We start from the raw sequence: 16760 nt of genomic DNA, 5'->3' as shown, positions 1-16760 counted from the left end.
CCCCCCCCGCCGAGACCGGCGGGCTGGCTAAACGAACGCCGTGGCGCGTTCATCACGAGGCGGACTCCCCTGCTGTTTCCCGCGCGCCCCGGGGGACACGCAGTGCTCTGGCCGAAGAATACAGGCAGACGGCCGCCGCCGCAGCCAGGTTCAGGCTCTCCGCGCGCCCGTGCAGCGGCACCCGGACCCGGGCGTCGGCCACGGCGGTCAACTCCTCGGGCAGGCCGTGCGCCTCCGACCCGAACAGCCAGGCGGTCGGTGCGGCGAGCCGGCCGGCGTCGGCGAGGTCGTCGAGGTCGCTGTCGCCGTACCCGGTGGTGGCGAAGATCGTCAGCCCGGCGACCCGCAGCGCCTCGACGGCCGCGAGCGGGTCGGCGGCGCGGACCACGTCGACGTGGAAGAGGCTGCCGGCGGACGCCCGCACGCACTTGCCGTTGTACGGGTCGACGGCCTCGCCGGCGACGACCACCGCGCCCGCGCCGGCCGCGTCGGCGGTGCGCAGCACGGTCCCGGCGTTGCCCGGGTCACGGATCCCGGCGAGCACCGCGACCAGCCGCGGCCCGCGCGCCAGCGCCTCGGCCAGGGGCACGTCGAGGTGCCGGCAGACGGCCACCAGGCCCTGCGGGGCCACGGTCTCGGCGAGCGCCGCCAGGGCGTCGTCGGTGACCTCGGAGACCGGCACGTCGGCGCGGGCGGCGACCGCCGCGAGGTCGGCGTACCGGTCCAGCGCCGCCGGGGTGCCGAACAGCTCGACCACGGTGCCGGCCCGGGCCAGCGCCTCGCGGACGGCCTGCGGCCCCTCGGCCAGGAACCGGCCGGTCTGCTCGCGGTCGCGCCGGCGGTGCAGCCGGCGGGCCGCGGCGACCCTGGGGGTACGCGGGGTGAACGGGCCGGGGACGACGTCGAGGCGCCTCCCGTGCGACGGTGACTGCATGGGAGACGCCTCGATCTGCGGTGCGGGGTGGGTCAGGCGGCCTGAGCCGCGGCGCCACCGGTGCCCTCGGCCGCCACGGCGGCGCGGGCCAGTTCGACGATCGCCGCGAACGAGGCGGCGTCGTTGACGGCCATGTCGGCCAGGATCTTCCGGTCGACCTCGATGCCGGCCAGGCGCAGGCCCTGGATCAGCCGGTTGTAGGTCAGGCCGTTGGCCCGGGCGCCGGCGTTGATCCGCTGGATCCAGAGCTGCCGGAAGTCGCCCTTGCGGTCGCGACGGTCCCGGTAGGAGTACTGCATCGAGTGCAGCACCTGCTCCTTGGCCTTGCGGTAGAGCCGGGAGCGCTGACCGCGGTAACCACTCGCGGTCTCCAGCAGGGTACGACGCTTCTTCTGGGCGTTCACAGCCCGCTTGACGCGTGCCATCTCAACTCCTTCTTCGGTTCAGGTGGCGCGCGTCAGCGGCCGAGCAGCTTCTTGATGCGCTTGGTGTCGGCCTTGGCGACCTCGACGGTGCCGGTCAGCCGCCGGGTGCGGGTGGAGGCCTTGCCCTCGAGCAGGTGGCGCTTGCCGGCCTGCTCAGAGACGATCTTGCCCTTGCCGGTCACCTTGACCCGCTTGCCCATACCCGTGTGGCTCTTCATCTTCGGCATGTGGAACGTCTTCTCCCCTGTTACTGGCCGCTGGTGTCAGCGGTCGTACCGGTCTCACCGGCGGCTGCGGTCTCGCCGGCCTCCGGGGTCTCGCCACCTGCCGGTGCGGCCGACTCCTCCGCGGACCGGTCCCGGGGCCCGCCGCGGGACGCCGTGGCGGCGACCGCGGAGGCCTTGACGGCCCGGTGCGGAGCGAGAACCATGATCATGTTACGACCGTCCTGCTTCGGCGCGGCCTCGACGTATCCCAGGTCGGTGATCTCGGACTCGAGCCGGCGCAGGAGCCGGTAGCCCAGCTCCGGGCGGCTCTGCTCCCGACCACGGAACATGATCGTGACCTTGACCTTGTCGCCGGCCTTGAGGAACCGCACCACGTGACCCTTCTTGGTCTCGTAGTCGTGCGGGTCGATCTTCGGCCGAAGCTTCATTTCCTTGATGACGGTCTGCTGCTGGTTACGCCGCGCTTCGCGCGCCTTCAGTGCGCTCTCGTACTTGAACTTGCCGAAGTCCATGAGCTTGCACACCGGCGGGCGCGCCATCGGCGCAACCTCGACCAGGTCCAGGTCGACGTCCGCGGCCAGCTGCAGGGCGCGCTCCAGCGGGACGATGCCCACCTGCTCACCCTCAGGGCCGACCAGTCGGACCTCACGTGCCCGGATCTGCTCGTTCACGCGTGGTTCGACGCTGATGGGGCCTCCTCGAGTCGAGTGTCCTACGGTGCCGACTCCGCGGGCTCCCGGGTGGGAGCCGACCCGGAAAGCAGAAGGCCCCGGCGCATGCCAGGGCCCACTCGACCGGTCGGCACGATCACAGGATCGCGCATCCGGGATCGGGACGTGCCCGAAACCGGGGACCGGACCCGGACACCTGGACGGCGACTCGGGTGGGAGCGGGCGCTCCGCTTCTCGACCGCCCGCTCGTCAGGGACGGGGGCAGTCGGGTCGACCACGCCACACTACACCCTCGGCCCAGGCCCACCCAAACCGGGCCCGCCGGTCAGCGGGGTGCCGGATGGCCGGCGGCACGCTCCGCCAGGTGGGCCTGGTGCAGGCGACGCAGCGCGCGGACCGCCTCGACCGCGCTCTCCTTGTCGGCGGCCTGCAACGCGACCATCGGCAGCAGGTCGTCGTCGTGCAGCTCCAGGCTGGCCCACGGAGCCCCCCGGTCGAACCGGACCCCGCGGATCACCTCCCAGGGCAGCTCGTAGGAGCCGATCACGTTGCGCACCCGCACGCCGCGGGCGTCGGCGACCACCCGGGGACGGGTGAACAGCAGGAACCCGAGCGCGCCGAAGACACCGAGCCCGACCATGGCGAACTGGTCGCCGCGCTGGAACGTGCCGTAGCCGTCGCCGGTGGCGCCGGTCAGCGAGGTCGCGACGAGGCTGAACACCACCAGCAGCGTGACCGCCGACGCCCAGCAGACCAGCCGGATGCGGCGCGGCCGCACGGTCACCACGGAATCGCTCACCCGACCAGTCTGCCATCCGGTTCGCGCTCACCCTCGGCCGCCACCCGGACCGGACCGCGCCGATGCACGCCGGCCACCACCACGGCCAGCAGCGTGAGCACGGCCCCGGCCAGCACCGGCAGCCGGACGCCGGGCCCGTCGGGCAGTGCCAGGTCCAGCAGCAGCGCGCCGCCGAGCTGCCCCGCCACCAGCGCCAGGCCGGTCCGCAGCACCCCGGCGGCGCGTACGCCGACCAGCAGGGCCAACACGATGCCGACGCCGAACACGCCACCGACGTAGAGCCACCACTGCGTCGGCCAGCGGGGCTGGTCGGCCAGCGTCCCCGCCAGCACCGCCACTGCACCAATCACCGACGTGCTGACCACGAAGTTCACCGCGAGACCGGCGGCCGGCCCCACCCCGGCGGCGACCCGGCCGTTGAGCGCGGACTGGAGCGACACCGCCAGCCCACCGACGACGGAGAGCAGCACCAGCCCGACCGCCAGCTCGCCGACCGGCCGGCCGAGCTGGGCGAGGGCCACCGCGCCGACGCCGAGCAACGCCCCGGCCACCCGGGGCACGGTGAGCGGCAACCGACCGGCGGCGGCCACCCCGGCCCGGTCGACCGCCAGGCCGCCGATGCTGCCGCCGGCCACCTGGGCGATGGTGAACACCGCCACCCCGAGCGCCGGCACCACCACCGGCGCGACCAGCACGATCACCGCGCCGCCGACCCCGCCCAGGTACGCCCACCACGGCAGGCCGGCGCGGCGCAGCCCGGCCAGCCCGGCGCGCATCGAGGGTACGACCACCAGGCCGACCAGCACGACCAGGCAGCCGCCCACGTTGTTGACCACCGCGCCGAGGACCGGGTCGCCGGTCCGCTCCCCCACCTCGGCGTTGACCACGCCCTGGGCGGCCGAGGCCACCCCGCCCAGGACCACGACGGCCAGCGCGGCGGACAGCGGCAGCGGCCTCACAGCCGACAGGCGTGGATGTTGGTGACCAGGATCGCCCGGGCGCCCAACTCGTACAGCTCGTCCATGATCCGGTGCACGTCGTCGCGGAGCACCATGGCCTGCACCGCGACCCAGCCCTCCCGGTGCAGCGGCGAGACCGTGGGCGACTCGATGCCCGGGGTGAGCGAACTGGCCCGGTCGAGCAGGCCGGCCGGCACGTCGTAGGCGAGCATCACGTAACGGCGGGCGACCAGCACGCCGTGCAGCCGGCGCCGCAACTGCTCCTGCTGGGCGCCGTCGGACGCGCCGGCGCGGCGGACCAGCACCGCCGAGGAACGCAGCAGCGGCTCGCCGAAGACCACCAGGCCGGCCTGGCGCAGGGTGGCGCCGGTTTCCACCACGTCGGCGACCACGTCGGCCACGCCGAGCCGGATGGCGTTCTCCACCGCGCCGTCGAGCCGGATCACCTCGGCCTTGACGTCCAGCTCGGCCAGGTGCCGCTCGACCAGACCCGGGTACGCGGTGGCGATCCGGTGCCCACCCAGATCCCGCACGTCGTCCACGTCCTGCGGGCGGGCGGCGAACCGGAAGGTGGCCCGACCGAAGTCGAGGTCGACCACCTCCTCGGCCGGCGCGCCGGAGTCGATCAGCAGGTCCCGCCCGGTGATGCCGACGTCCAGGTCGCCGGAACCGACGTAGGTGGCGATGTCCTTGGGGCGCAGGTAGAAGAACTCGATGTCGTTGGGCTCGTCCCGGCAGACCAGGTCCTTCGGGTCGGTGCGCTGGCGGTAGCCCGCTTCGCGCAGCATCCCGGCGGCCGACTCGGCCAGGGCGCCCTTGTTGGGTACGGCGACACGCAGCATGGGGAGTGCTCCTTCGTTCGATCGGATGATCAGCGGACGGCACTCACAGATGTCGGTAGACGTCCTTGAGGTCGAGACCGGTGGCCAGCATCAGCACCTGCGCCTGGTAGAGCAGCTGCGAGATCTCCTCCGCGGCCCGCTCCGGACCCTCGTGCTCGGCCGCCATCCACGACTCGGCCGCCTCCTCGACGACCTTCTTGCCGATGAAGTGCACGCCCTTGGCGAGCGCCTCGACGGTGCCCGAGCCCGGGGTGCCGGCGGCGGCCTTGGCCTGCAGCTCGGCGAACAACTCCTCGAACGTCTTCACACCGCGATTCTTCCAGTCCCGGTGGGCCACGCGTGGCGGTGGGTCCCGCCGTGGGTCCCGCCGGCCGGCTCCGGCAACGGGACGGCCCCGATCCGGCCACAATTTCCTACCTGTTTGGTGGGGTACCCTTCAGCACCGCACCGCATCGGCCCTACGCTGTCCGCCATGGCCCGCAGCTCACGTACCGTCGCGCTCACCGCCGCCGCCGTCGTCCTCGTCGCCGCCGGATGCGCCCCCCAGGACGACGACCCGACCCCGGCCGCGAGCGGCTCCAGCAGCGCGCCGTGCGCCAAGGAGACCCTGAAGACCCGCACCCCCGGAAAGCTCACCATCGCCACCGACGAGCCCGCGTACGAGCCGTGGTTCAAGGACAACAAGCCGGAGAACGGTGAAGGGTTCGAGGCCGCCGTGGCCTACGCGGTGGCCGAGAAGCTCGGGTACGACCGGGCCGACGTCACCTGGACCCGGGTGAAGTTCGACGCCGCCATCGCCCCGGGCCCCAAGGACTTCGACTTCGACGTCAACCAGTTCTCCATCACCCAGGAACGTCAGCGGGCGGTCGACTTCTCCCCGCCGTACTACCTGGTCCGGCAGACCGTGATCGCCCTGAAGTCGTCCCGGATCGCCGGGAAGACCACGCTCGCCGACCTGCGCAACGCCAAGCTGGGCGCCCAGGTCGGCACCACCAGCTACCGCGCCATCACCGACGTGATCAAGCCGACCACGAAGCCGCAGGTCTACAACAGCAACGACGACGCCAAGAAGGCGCTGCAGAACGGGCAGCTCGACGGCCTGGTGGTGGACCTGCCGACCGCCTTCTACATCACCGGGGCCGAACTCACCGACGCCACGATCGTCGGTCAGGTGCCCCAGGGCGTCGACCCGGAGGCGTTCGGCCTGCTGCTGGACAAGGGCTCCCCGCTCACCAGCTGCGTCAGCGCGGCGGTCGCCGGGTTGGGTGACGCCGGGACGTTGAAGCAACTGGAGCAGAAGTGGCTCACCCAGGTGGCCGGAGCGGCCGAGCTGCGGTGAGCCTGCTGCGCCACGTCCCCTCCCCGGCCCAGCAGCGACGGGCCGAGCACCGGCGTCGGCAGGGCGTCCGCAGCGTGTTGGTCGCCGCCTGCTCCACGGCGGCGCTCGGCACGCTGCTGGTCCTCGCCGTCACCGGCGCGCCCGGTTGGGACCGCGTCCGCGAGTCCTTCCTCGACCCGGCGATCGCCCGGGACGCCCTGCCGGCCGTGCTCACCGGGCTCTGGCTCAACGTGCGGCTGCTGGTGTGCTGCGCGGCCGGCGCGCTGCTGCTCGGGCTGGTGATCGCCCTGCTGCGGACGCTGCGCGGCCCGGCCTTCTTCCCGATCCGGGCACTCGCCGCGGGCTACACCTACACCTTCCGGGGCCTGCCGCTGATCATCGTGCTGTACGTGCTCACCCTGGGCGTGCCCGGGCTGCGTCTCCAGGGCATGCCGCCGGTGCTGGTGCTCGGCGGCCTCGCCCTGGTGCTCACCTACGGGGGCTACCTGGCGGAGGTCTTCCGGGCCGGCATCGAGTCGATCCACCCGAGCCAGCTCGCGGCGGCCCGCTCGCTCGGGCTGACCTACCGGCAGACCATGCGACACGTGGTGCTGCCCCAGGCCGTACGGCGCGTCGCCCCACCGCTGCTCAACGACGTGGTGGCACTGCAGAAGGACGTCGGCCTGGTGTCCCTGGCCGGGCCGATCGACGCGGTCCGGGCCGCCCAGATCGCCACCGCGGAGACGTTCAACTACACCCCGTACATCCTGGCCGGGGCGCTGTTCGTGCTGCTCGCCATCCCGCTGATCGCAGTCACCGACTGGGTGACCCTGCGCTCGGCCCGACGCCAGTCCGGGGGCTGACATGGCCTTGCTCACCTGCCGGGGCCTACGCAAGGAGTTCGGCGACCACGTCGTCCTCGACCACCTGGACCTGACCGTCGAGGAGCATCAGGTGGTGGCGCTGATCGGCGCGTCCGGCTCCGGCAAGTCGACGCTGCTGCGCTGCGTCAACCTGCTGGAGGAACTGGACGACGGGGTGATCGAGCTGGACGGCGAGGAGATCTCCGACCCGCGCGTCGACCCGGACCGGGTACGCCGGCGCATCGGGATGGTGTTCCAGTCCTACAACCTGTTCCCGCACCTGACCGTGCTGGAGAACGTCACCCTCGCCCCGCGCCGGGTGCACCGTCGGGCCCGCGCCGAGGCCGAGGCGCAGGCGCGGGAGCTGCTCGACCGGGTCGGCCTGGCCGGAAAGGCGACCGCCTACCCGGACCGGCTGTCCGGAGGTCAGCAGCAGCGGGTCGCGATCGTCCGGGCCCTGGCCAACCAACCTCGGCTGATGCTGCTGGACGAGGTCACCTCCGCGCTCGACCCGGAACTGGTCGGCGAGGTGCTGTCGATGATCCGTGACCTGAAGACGGACGGCATGACGATGGTGCTGGCCACCCATGAGATGGGCTTCGCGCGGGAGGTCGCCGACCAGGTCTGCTTCCTCGACGGCGGCCGGGTGGTCGAGGCCGGCCCACCGGAGCAGGTGCTCGGCGAGCCGACCCAGCCGCGTACCCGGCAGTTCCTGCGGAGGATCATCGAAGCGGGCCGGCTCTGACCGGCGACCTACCGCCCGGCGAGGAAGGTGCGGACGGCGTCGGGCGGTTGGCCGGGACCGCGTGACCGGCGTCGATCGTGACCAGGCGGGCGGCCGGGATCCGGGGGGCCATCCGGGCCAGTTCGTGCTGCGGAAGGTGACTGGTGGGCCCGCCGGCCACCACCAGGGTCGGCACGTTGATCCGGCCCCGGCGCCGGCACGCCATCCGCAGCCCGGGCAGCTCCGCGTACGCGACCTCGTCGCCGGGGCAGTCACCACAACCCGCCCGACCCCGCATACGCCGGCGCGGTCCTGACACACCCGATCGCCCCACCCCGTCCGGCGGGTGAGACGTCAAGAGTGTGTGTCATGGCGCGGTAGACACCCACAGCGTTCCACCCACGCCCCACCCGGGCCGTGAGTGGAACAGCATGGGTGTGTCGGAGTGCGGTAGACACCCACAGCGTTCCACCAACGCCCCATCCGGCCCGTGAGTGGAACAGCATGGGTGTGTCACGGCCCGGTACACACCGGTGGCGTTCGAACCGTCCGCCGCGCGACTCACCGAGGGCACTCCCGACCCCGTGTCCCCGCGCCCAGCATGATCTGTGCGGCGACGGGTGAGTCATCCACGCCATCACGTTCGTAGCGTGCGGCAGGCCATGTCGGCCGCGGCCCGCGGCCCGCCGCCGGCCGAAGGGATGACGCCGCCGCCGGCACGACCGCCGGTCGGTCAGGCGAAGCCCACCCGGTGGGCGTTGGCGGCGTCCAGGGCGCGGATCGCCAGCGCGGCGTCCAGCGCCGCCACCGTCGCCGCCCAGCCCTTGTCCTCGGCCGAGCCGGGCAGCCCGGCCCGGTCGCGGGCCTGCTCGATGGTGTCCACCGTGAGCACCCCGTGCGCCACCGGCTTGCCCTCGTCCAGCGCCACCCGGGTCAGCCCTTCGGTGACCGACTGGCAGACGTAGTCGAAGTGCGCGGTCGCGCCGCGTAACACGACGCCGAGCGCGACCACCACGTCGAAGCGCCGGGCCATCGCCTGGGCCACCACCGGCAGCTCCACCGAGCCGGCCACCCGGGCCACCACGGCGCGCGCGCCGCACGCCTCGGCCGCTTCCCTCGCGCGCTCGGCCATGTGGTCGGTCAGCTCGCCGTGCCAGCGCGCGGCCACCACGCCGACGGTCAGCCCGGCGGCGTCCACCTCGGTCACGCCCGGCTCTCCGAAACCCGCCATCGGTCTACGCTCCGATCTCGTCGCCGGCGACCGGGCGCCCCATCGGCGCCTCGGTCGCCTCGGTCATCTCGACCACCTCGTCCAGCCCGTCCAGGAGGTGACCCATCCGGTCCCGCTTGGTACGCAGGTAGCGCACGTTCTCCGGGTTGGACCGCACGGGCAGCCCCTCCCGACCGGTCACGGTGAGGCCGTACCCCTCCAGCCCGGCCCGCTTGGCCGGGTTGTTGGTCAGCAGCCGCATCGAGCGGACGCCGAGGTCGTACAGGATCTGCGCGCCGGTGCCGTAGTCGCGGGCGTCGGCCGGCAGCCCCAGGTCGAGGTTCGCGTCCACGGTGTCACGCCCCTGGTCCTGCAACTGGTACGCCTGGAGCTTGTGCAGCAGGCCGATGCCCCGGCCCTCGTGCCCGCGCACGTAGAGCACCACCCCGCGGCCCTCCTCGGCGACCCGGGCCAGCGCGGCCTGCAACTGCGGGCCGCAGTCGCAGCGCAGCGAGCCGAAGACATCCCCGGTGAGGCACTCGGAGTGCACCCGCACCAGCACGTCCCGCCCGTCGCCGAGGTCGCCGATGACCAACGCGACGTGTTCGGCCGGGTCGTGCTCGGCACGGTAGCCGTACGCCCGGAACACCCCGTACGGGGTGGGCATGCGGGCCTCGGCGGCCAGCTCCACCTGCTTCTCGGTGCGCCGCCGGTGCGCGATCAGGTCGGCGATGGTGACCAGCGTCAGGCCGTGCTCGGCGGAGAACTTCTCCAGGTCCGGCAGGCGCATCATGGTGCCGTCGTCGTTGACCAGCTCGCACAGGACCCCGGCGGGGCGCAGCCCGGCCAGCCGGGTCAGGTCAACCGCGGCCTCGGTGTGCCCGGGGCGGCGCAGCACCCCGCCGGACCGGGCGCGCAGCGGCACCACATGGCCGGGCCGGGCCAGGTCGGTCGGGTCGGTGGCGGCGTCGGCGAGCAGCCGGATGGTGTGCGACCGGTCGGCGGCCGAGATGCCGGTGCTGACCCCCTCGCGGGCGTCCACCGTCACCGTGTAGGCGGTGCCGCGCCGGTCCTGGTTGGTGTGGTGCATCGGCGGCAGGTCCAGCCGGTCGCACTCGCTCTCGGTCAGTGGCACGCAGATGTAGCCGGAGGTGTGGCGCACCATGAACGCGACCAGCTCGGGGGTGGCCAGCTCGGCCGCGAAGATCAGGTCGCCCTCGTTCTCCCGGTCCTCGTCGTCGACCACGACGACGGGCCGGCCGGCGGCGATGTCCGCCACCGCCTGCTCGATCGAACCGAAGCTGGTCATGCCACGACCTCCGAGTACGTCGGCGGGATCGGGGTGCGCGCCGCCGTGACCGCCCGCGAGGTGCGCCACCAGGTGAGGAAGCCCGCGGCACAGAACGCGCCGTAGACGAGGTACATGGCGGCCGACGGGTAGAAGCCGCCGCGCAGCAGCAGCGGCACGCCGACCGCGTCGACGGCGATCCAGACCAGCCAGAACTCCACCCAGCCGCGGGCCATGCCGTAGGTGGCGAGCAGGCTGCCGACCAGGATCCAGGCGTCCGGCAGCGGACCCCACGAGCCCAGCGCGGCCAGCACCGGGTACGCGGCGGCGGTGCCGACGGCGGCGGCGACCAGCAGGCCCAGCCGTTCCCGGCCGGTGGCCCAGCGCGGCACCACGGCGGGTTCGCCGCCGCCGGAGCGGCGGTTGCGCGACCAGCGCCACCAGCCGTAGACGCTCACCGCGAAGAAGAACACCTGCCGGCCGGCCTGGCCGTAGAGGTCGTGCGCCTGCGGGGTGGCGAAGACGCCGCCGAGGAACACGGTGAACAGCAGCGCGTTGCCGATCATGCCGACCGGCCAGGCCCAGACCACCCGGCGCAGCCCGAGCAGCGCCGAGCCCAGCCCGAAGACGTTGCCGACGATCTCCCGGACCAGCACCGGCGACCCGACGACGTGCACCTGCGCGTCGAGCAGCCAGCCGAGCGGGCCCGTCACCGCGCACTCCCCAGCAGCCGCTCGACGTACTTGGCCAGCACGTCGACCTCCAGGTTGACCGGGTCACCGACCTGCTTCGCGCCGAGCACGGTGAGCTTGAGCGTGGTCGGGATGAGCCCGACCGAGAACCAGTCGTCGCCCACCTCGGCGACGGTCAGCGACACGCCGTCGACGGTGATCGAGCCCTTCTCCACCACATAGCGGGACAGCCCGGCCGGCAGCCGGAACCGGACCGTCTCCCACTGCGCGGCCGGCTCCCGGGCGACGACCTCGCCGACGCCGTCGACGTGCCCCTGCACCAGGTGCCCGCCGAGCCGGCTGTTCAACGCGGCGGCCCGTTCCAGGTTGACCGGGTCGCCGGGGCGCAGCGCGCCGAGCGCGGTGCGGCGCAGCGTCTCGCCCATCACGTCGGCGGTGAAGACGCCACCGTCGACCTCGACCACGGTCAGGCAGACTCCGTTGACCGCGATGGAGTCGCCGTGCCGGGCGTCGGAGGTGACCAGCGGGCCGCGGATGGCGACCAGTGCCGAGTCGTCGCCGGTCTCGGTGCTCCGGACGATCTCGCCCAGCTCCTCGACGATGCCGGTGAACATGTCAGGCCTCCCTCTTCCGGGGCAGCGCGGTGATCCGCAGATCGGGACCGACCTGCGTAACATCGGTGATCTCCAGATCGATGGCTTCGGCGATGGTCGTCACGCCGGCGCCGAGCAGCGCGGTGGGGCCGGCGCCGAGCAGCTTCGGCGCGACGTACCCGACGATCCGGTCGACCAGGCCGGCGGCGAGGAACGCGCCGGCCAGCGTGGGGCCGCCCTCCAGCAGCGCGGCGCGTACCCCCCGGTGGTGCAGTTCGGCGAGCAGCGCCGCCAGGTCGACCCGGCCGTCCGGGCCGGCGCCGACCTCGGCGGCGGTGGCCACCCAGGTCCGCGCGGCGCCGTCGCGGACCCGGGCGTCGGCCGGGGTACGCCCCGAGCTGTCCACCACCACCCGCAGCGGCTGCCGGATCGCGAGGGTGCCGTCGCGCAGGTTGCGGGCGGTGAGTCGGGGGTCGTCGGCGAGCACGGTGCCCACCCCGGCGAGCACCGCGTCCACGGTGCCACGCAGCGCGTGCACGTCGGTCCGGGCCGCCTCCGAGGTGATCCACATGCTGGTGCCGTCGGCGGCGGCGGACCGCCCGTCGAGGGTGGCCGCGTACTTCCAGATCAGGTACGGCCAGCCGCGGCGCATCGAGGTGAGCCAGGCGACGTTGCCGGCTTCGGCCTCCTCGGCGCGTACCCCGAGGGTGACCTGCACCCCGGCGGCGCGCAGCGTGGCCGCGCCACCGGAGGCCACCGGGTTGGGATCGGGCACGGCGACCACCACCCGGGCCACCCCGGCGGCGATGAGCGCGTGGCTGCACGGGCCGGTGCGGCCGGTGTGGTCACAGGGCTCCAGCGTGACCACCGCGGTGCCGCCCCGGGCGCGCGTGCCGGCCTGGGCCAGCGCGACGATCTCGGCGTGCGGCCCGCCGGCGTACGCGTGGAAGCCCTCGCCGACGACCTCGCCGCCCGGGTCGAGCAGGACGCAGCCGACGACCGGGTTGGGGCTGGTGGCGCCGAGGCCGCGGGTGGCCAGGGCGACGGCACGACGCATCGCCTCGTCCACGGAGACGCTCGCCATGGCCGGTCCTGCCTTCCCGCTCGCCGGTCACGCGCGGGCGGGGTCGGGAGGTGCGGCGCACAGGGCCGCGGACACGCGGCGGCGGAGACCCGGGAACGGTATGGCCGGCCCCGGGGAGCCCACGCGGCGACCGACGGGTGCTCGGCGGCCGGCAGGGGCCTCCCCCGTTCCGCGCGCTGTCTCCCATCCGGACTTTCTGGGGGCGGACGAGCCGCACCCCAACCGTCGGCCCCGGATTCTCACCAGGTCCACCGTGCGGCCGAAGCCGTCCGGGTCGCGGGCTTACCACGGTCGGACCGTGGATCACCGCCGGTTCGGAATTTCACCGAGCCCCGCCAGCGCGTGGTGGGTACCCCGGAAGTCTTACACGTTTACCCGCGACACGCGCCACAGGGGCGATCTACCTCACAGCCGCGCGCGCCCGCTCAGGTGACGCCGCGGCGGCGGTCGACGGCCACGTACGAGCCGGGTTGGCTCTTGGCCACGGACTTCATCTCCGACGCCACGGCGATGGCCTCCAACGGGTCGGTGAACCGCTTGCCGCTGTCGGACAGCGACACGCCGATGGAGAGGGTGACCAGCGCGGCGCGGCGGATGTTGCCCCGCCGATCCTTCAGCTCGACGAAGCCGCGTTCGAAGTCGGTGGGGTCGTAGAGCGCGNGGGCGCGCAGACGATGACGAAGTCGTCGCCGCCGACGTGGCCGAGGAAGGCCGGCGGCAGCCCGATCGACACCACCGCCCGGTGCAGACTGCGGGCCAGGGCGGAGATGAACTCGTCGCCGCGGACGAAGCCGTACCGGTCGTTGACGCTCTTGAACCGGTCGATGTCGACGTAGCCGACGGCGTAGTCGACGCCGCTGCGCACCCGGTCGCTGATCTCCCGCCGGATGCGGCTGTTGCCGGGCAGGCCGGTCAGCGGAGAGACCTCCCGGAACTCCTTGTTGCGACGCAGCGTGGAACTGACCCGGGCGACCAGTTCGGCGGTGTCGAACGGTTTGACCAGGTAGTCGTCGGCGCCCGCGCTCAGGCCGTTGACCTTGTCCGAGGTCATGCCCTTGGCGGTCAGCATGATCACCGGCAGCGCCGAGGTCATCGGGTCGGCGCGCAGCCGGCGGGTCAGCTCCAGGCCGTCGATGCGGGGCATCATGAGGTCGACCACGGCCAGGTCCGGCCGTTCCCGCTCGATGACCTCCAGCGCCTCCTGCCCGTCCGCGGCGTGCAGCACCTGGAAGCCGTGCAGGCGCAGGTTGAACTCGACGAAGCGGGCGATGTCCTCGTCGTCGTCGACGACCAGGATCACGTCGGGTCGGTCGCCGGCCGGGTCCACCTCAGGCCCCGGTCATCGCACGTTCCGCCAGGCCGCGCAGGCGGCGTACCGCCTCGGCCGGGTCGTCGGCGCCGTAGACCGCGGTGCCGGCGACGAACGCGTCGGCGCCGGCCGCGGCGGCCTGCTCGATGGTGTCCGCGGCGATCCCGCCGTCCACCTCGATGCGCAGCTCCAGGTGCCCGCTGTCGACGTGCCGGCGGGCGGCGCGCACCTTCTCCAGCAACTGCGGCACGAACCGCTGACCACCGAAACCGGCCTTGATCGTCATGATCAGCAGCGTGTCGAAGCTCGGCAGCAGCTCCAGGTAAGGATCGATCGGGGTGTCCCGGTCGATCGCCAGACCCGCCTTCGCCCCGGCGGAGCGCAGCTCCTTGGCCAGCGCCACCGGGTCGTCGCACGCCTCGGCGTGGAACGTGACGTTGTACGCCCCGGCGTCCGCGTACCCGGGGGCCCAGCGGCGCGGGTCGGTGATCATGAGGTGCACGTCGAACGGCAGTTCAGTGGCCGCGAGCAGACTCTGCACCACCGGCAGGCCGATGGTCAGGTTGGGTACGAAGTGGTTGTCCATGACGTCCACGTGCAGCCAGTCGGCGGCGGACTCCACGGCGCGGACCTCGTCGGCGAGGCGGGCGAAATCGGCGGCCAGGATGCTGGGCGCGACGACGGGCGGCGGTACGGTCACCGGGCCAGTGTACGAATGTGGTCGGCCGCCGGACGCAGCGCGGCACCACCGGGAACAGGCTGTGACCCTATCGTCACCAGCGGTGGATGATCGAGCCGTCCGGGCGGAAATTCCGCACGAATAGCCCGCGGCGGCTGGCCGATCGATTGAAAGATGACGAAACTCCTACAGGGACGGTCACATATGCTGCACGCCCGGGCGCGAGGCACATCGCGCGGGCCCGCGGCGACCGGCTGCCATCTCCCGGCGAAGGGGCGGACGATGCGACGGTGGCTCCACGCGCTCACGCTGGCCGGCGCGATGACAGCGGTGCTCACCGGCTGCCTGCCGGCACACCGGGCCGACGGGGACCTCGTCGACGACTGGGCGGCGCTGCCGGCGCCGCGACTGTTCGTGCCGGCCACCGACGCCTGCCTGCCCCGACTCGCCCCGGTGGTGCAGGCCGCCACGTACGAGACGGTGGACTGCGCGGGCAGCCATCTGGCCGAGGCGGTGCACGTCGGCACGTTCACCGGGGCGGTGGCGGACGGCGCCCGCCCGGAACCCGGCTCCCCGGCGCTGCGCACCGCCCGGACCGAGTGCGACAAGCGGGCCCGGGAAATGATCGGCGGGGACTGGCACGCCGCCCGGCTCACCCTGAACATCGCGTTGCCGACGGTGACCGCCTGGGCGGCGGGCGCCCGCTGGTTCCGCTGCGACCTCGCCGAGACCGACAGCATCGACAACACCCGGCCGGTCAACCGGGTGGGCAGCCTGCGCGGCGCGCTGGTCGGCGACAACCCGATGGTGCACCGCTGCTTCGACCCGAAGCTGATCGGGAAGAACCTGAACTACATGGCGCCGGTGCTCTGCACCGAACCGCACCGGGCCGAGTTCGTCGGCGTCTACTCCGAACGCGACATGAGCTGGGCGGAGTTCGCCCGCAGCGCACCGGCGGCGCACCGGCGCTGCATGCGGCTGATCGCCGCGTTCGCCAACGTGCCGGACAATGCCGAGCTGCCGTACCGGGCCGGGTCCATCTTCTACCCGCCGTCGCAGCGGGAGTGGGAGGAGGGCGACCGGGGCGTGCGGTGTTTCCTGTGGAGCGACGACCGGAAACTGACCCGCTCGATGCGCGGGGCCGGTCCGGAGGGACTACCCGTCATCTGAGCCGGTTTGCCGTATGCTGCGTCGCCGAGGCGTACCGGTCGGCCGGGCGACGCCGGACGGCGGGGGAGGTCGGTCGCGATGCGGCGATGGTGGACGGCGGTCGCCGCGGGCGCGGCGGCGGTGCTGGCGCTCGGCGGCTGCGGCGCGCCGGCCGGGGTGGACCGTGACCTGACCGACGACTGGCCGGCCCTCGCCACCCCGGTCGGTTTCGTGCCCGCGTCCGACGTCTGCCACCCCACCGTCGCCGACGTCGGCTACCTCAGCGGCTACCAGCCGGTCGACTGCGCCACCACCCACCGCGCGGAGACGCTGCATGTGGGCACGCTGACCGGCCCGGACGCCAGCCGCTCCGCACCGCCGCGAGCCGGCTCGACCGGGGTCCGCACCGCGCACGCCGAGTGCGCCCGGCAGGTGACCAGGGCCGTCGGCGCGGACTGGCGCTCCGGCCGGCTCCGGCTCTCCGTGGTCTTCCCGTCGGCGCTGGCCTGGTCCGGCGGGGCCCGCTGGTACCGCTGCGACGTCGCCGAGGTGAACGACCTGGACGAGGGGAACGTCGCCCCGCGCAGCGGCAGCCTGCGCGACGCGCTCAAGCCCGGCTCGCCGCTGGCGCTGGGCTGCTTCAACCCGAAGCTGACCAAGGGCGACATCGAGGCGATGCGGCCGGTCGCCTGCACCGCGAAGCACCACGCCGAGTTCGTCGGGATCTACCAGGCGCCGGACATCAGCTACGCCGAGTTCCAGCGCACGTCGCTGCGGGCGCACAAGGCGTGCCGTGGGCTGATCGCGACGTACGCCAAGATGCCGAACGACGACACCGTGCAGTACCGGGCCGGCACCATCATCTACCACCCGTACGAGGAGCAGTGGCGCGACGGCGACCGGGGCGTGCAGTGCTTCCTCTGGGTCTCCGACCGCACGCTGACCCGCTCGGTGCGGGGCGCCGGCGCGAAGGCGCTGCCCACNGCGGGCAGCC

19 protein-coding genes, 2 pseudogenes and 1 riboswitch are annotated in these 16760 nt (G+C 73.3%); of the genes and pseudogenes, 5 read left to right on the top strand and 16 right to left on the bottom strand.

Features of this window, described 5'->3' with window-relative positions:
* Positions 1 to 52: 52 nt before the first annotated feature.
* The 8 genes from B1205_RS12920 to B1205_RS12885 form a co-directional block, all read right to left on the bottom strand.
* Positions 53 to 934, bottom strand: coding sequence for a TrmH family RNA methyltransferase (locus tag B1205_RS12920; RefSeq protein WP_089155804.1), 882 nt, complete (start codon positions 932 to 934; stop codon positions 53 to 55).
* 32 nt (positions 935 to 966) lie between these two features.
* Positions 967 to 1359 carry a 50S ribosomal protein L20 gene (gene rplT / locus B1205_RS12915; RefSeq protein WP_043324928.1) on the bottom strand — a complete coding sequence of 131 codons (393 nt, stop codon included), beginning with the start codon at positions 1357 to 1359 and terminating at the stop codon, positions 967 to 969.
* Between the two features lie 32 nt (positions 1360 to 1391).
* Positions 1392 to 1586 carry a 50S ribosomal protein L35 gene (gene rpmI / locus B1205_RS12910; RefSeq protein WP_089155803.1) on the bottom strand — a complete coding sequence of 65 codons (195 nt, stop codon included), beginning with the start codon at positions 1584 to 1586 and terminating at the stop codon, positions 1392 to 1394.
* 20 nt (positions 1587 to 1606) lie between these two features.
* Positions 1607 to 2257 carry a translation initiation factor IF-3 gene (gene infC / locus B1205_RS12905; protein WP_089155802.1) on the bottom strand — a complete coding sequence of 217 codons (651 nt, stop codon included), beginning with the start codon at positions 2255 to 2257 and terminating at the stop codon, positions 1607 to 1609.
* Between the two features lie 325 nt (positions 2258 to 2582).
* Positions 2583 to 3056, bottom strand: a complete 474-nt coding sequence (locus B1205_RS12900; protein ID WP_176308560.1) for a PH domain-containing protein — start codon at positions 3054 to 3056, stop codon at positions 2583 to 2585.
* Positions 3053 to 4015, bottom strand: a complete 963-nt coding sequence (locus B1205_RS12895) for a DMT family transporter (RefSeq protein ID WP_089155801.1) — start codon at positions 4013 to 4015, stop codon at positions 3053 to 3055. Before B1205_RS12895 ends, B1205_RS12900 begins: the two co-directional genes overlap by 4 nt.
* Complete coding sequence (gene hisG, locus B1205_RS12890) at positions 4012 to 4857, bottom strand: ATP phosphoribosyltransferase (RefSeq protein WP_089155800.1); 846 nt, start codon at positions 4855 to 4857, stop codon at positions 4012 to 4014. The genes B1205_RS12895 and hisG overlap by 4 nt, the downstream gene beginning before the upstream one ends.
* A gap of 43 nt (positions 4858 to 4900) precedes the next feature.
* Complete coding sequence (locus tag B1205_RS12885) at positions 4901 to 5164, bottom strand: phosphoribosyl-ATP diphosphatase (protein ID WP_046564676.1); 264 nt, start codon at positions 5162 to 5164, stop codon at positions 4901 to 4903.
* 165 nt (positions 5165 to 5329) lie between these two features.
* On the opposite strand from B1205_RS12885, the gene B1205_RS12880 reads away from it, so the two are divergent.
* The 3 genes from B1205_RS12880 to B1205_RS12870 are packed head-to-tail and all read left to right on the top strand — an operon-like array spanning position 5330 to position 7783.
* Positions 5330 to 6196, top strand: a complete 867-nt coding sequence (locus B1205_RS12880; RefSeq protein WP_089155799.1) for an ABC transporter substrate-binding protein — start codon at positions 5330 to 5332, stop codon at positions 6194 to 6196.
* Positions 6193 to 7038, top strand: coding sequence for an amino acid ABC transporter permease (locus B1205_RS12875; RefSeq protein ID WP_089155798.1), 846 nt, complete (start codon positions 6193 to 6195; stop codon positions 7036 to 7038). Before B1205_RS12880 ends, B1205_RS12875 begins: the two co-directional genes overlap by 4 nt.
* A gap of 1 nt (position 7039) precedes the next feature.
* Positions 7040 to 7783, top strand: a complete 744-nt coding sequence (locus B1205_RS12870; RefSeq protein WP_089155797.1) for an amino acid ABC transporter ATP-binding protein — start codon at positions 7040 to 7042, stop codon at positions 7781 to 7783.
* Here the strand turns inward: B1205_RS12870 and B1205_RS30265 are convergent.
* The 8 genes and pseudogenes from B1205_RS30265 to rpe all read right to left on the bottom strand — a co-directional run bounded on the left by B1205_RS30265 (position 7761) and on the right by rpe (position 14638).
* The gene (locus B1205_RS30265; protein WP_217809778.1) at positions 7761 to 8060 is read right to left on the bottom strand and encodes an alpha/beta fold hydrolase; all 300 of its coding nucleotides are present in this window, start codon (positions 8058 to 8060) and stop codon (positions 7761 to 7763) included. The two genes, B1205_RS12870 and B1205_RS30265, sit on opposite strands and share 23 nt — an antisense overlap.
* A 435-nt stretch (positions 8061 to 8495) precedes the next feature.
* Positions 8496 to 8993, bottom strand: a complete 498-nt coding sequence (gene ribH, locus B1205_RS12860) for a 6,7-dimethyl-8-ribityllumazine synthase (protein ID WP_089155796.1) — start codon at positions 8991 to 8993, stop codon at positions 8496 to 8498.
* A gap of 4 nt (positions 8994 to 8997) precedes the next feature.
* Positions 8998 to 10281 carry a bifunctional 3,4-dihydroxy-2-butanone-4-phosphate synthase/GTP cyclohydrolase II gene (locus B1205_RS12855; protein ID WP_089155877.1) on the bottom strand — a complete coding sequence of 428 codons (1284 nt, stop codon included), beginning with the start codon at positions 10279 to 10281 and terminating at the stop codon, positions 8998 to 9000.
* A complete protein-coding gene (pnuC, locus tag B1205_RS12850) occupies positions 10278 to 10973 on the bottom strand; it encodes a nicotinamide riboside transporter PnuC (RefSeq protein WP_089155795.1) in 696 nt (231 codons plus the stop codon). Before pnuC ends, B1205_RS12855 begins: the two co-directional genes overlap by 4 nt.
* A complete protein-coding gene (locus B1205_RS12845; protein ID WP_089155794.1) occupies positions 10970 to 11566 on the bottom strand; it encodes a riboflavin synthase in 597 nt (198 codons plus the stop codon). Before B1205_RS12845 ends, pnuC begins: the two co-directional genes overlap by 4 nt.
* Position 11567: 1 nt before the next feature.
* A complete protein-coding gene (gene ribD, locus B1205_RS12840; protein ID WP_089155793.1) occupies positions 11568 to 12629 on the bottom strand; it encodes a bifunctional diaminohydroxyphosphoribosylaminopyrimidine deaminase/5-amino-6-(5-phosphoribosylamino)uracil reductase RibD in 1062 nt (353 codons plus the stop codon).
* A 171-nt stretch (positions 12630 to 12800) separates the two neighbouring features.
* A riboswitch (FMN riboswitch) is annotated at positions 12801 to 12973 on the bottom strand.
* An 81-nt stretch (positions 12974 to 13054) separates the two neighbouring features.
* Positions 13055 to 13956 (bottom strand): annotated as a pseudogene (locus tag B1205_RS12835) (GGDEF domain-containing response regulator).
* Between the two features lies 1 nt (position 13957).
* Positions 13958 to 14638, bottom strand: a complete 681-nt coding sequence (gene rpe / locus B1205_RS12830) for a ribulose-phosphate 3-epimerase (RefSeq protein WP_089155792.1) — start codon at positions 14636 to 14638, stop codon at positions 13958 to 13960.
* A 261-nt stretch (positions 14639 to 14899) separates the two neighbouring features.
* Between rpe and B1205_RS12825 the strand changes: the two genes are divergently transcribed.
* Together B1205_RS12825 and B1205_RS12820 are read left to right on the top strand one after the other, a co-directional pair.
* The gene (locus B1205_RS12825) at positions 14900 to 15787 is read left to right on the top strand and encodes a septum formation family protein (RefSeq protein WP_089155791.1); all 888 of its coding nucleotides are present in this window, start codon (positions 14900 to 14902) and stop codon (positions 15785 to 15787) included.
* A gap of 78 nt (positions 15788 to 15865) precedes the next feature.
* Positions 15866 to 16747 (top strand): annotated as a pseudogene (locus B1205_RS12820) (septum formation family protein); the annotation flags it as partial.
* Positions 16748 to 16760 lie beyond the last annotated feature (13 nt).

The sequence above is a fragment of the Micromonospora sp. NBS 11-29 genome (genome assembly GCF_002140155.1).
In the GTDB taxonomy this organism is placed as follows: Bacteria; Actinomycetota; Actinomycetes; order Mycobacteriales; family Micromonosporaceae; genus Micromonospora.
This window is presented reverse-complemented; position numbering and strand designations above follow the sequence as displayed.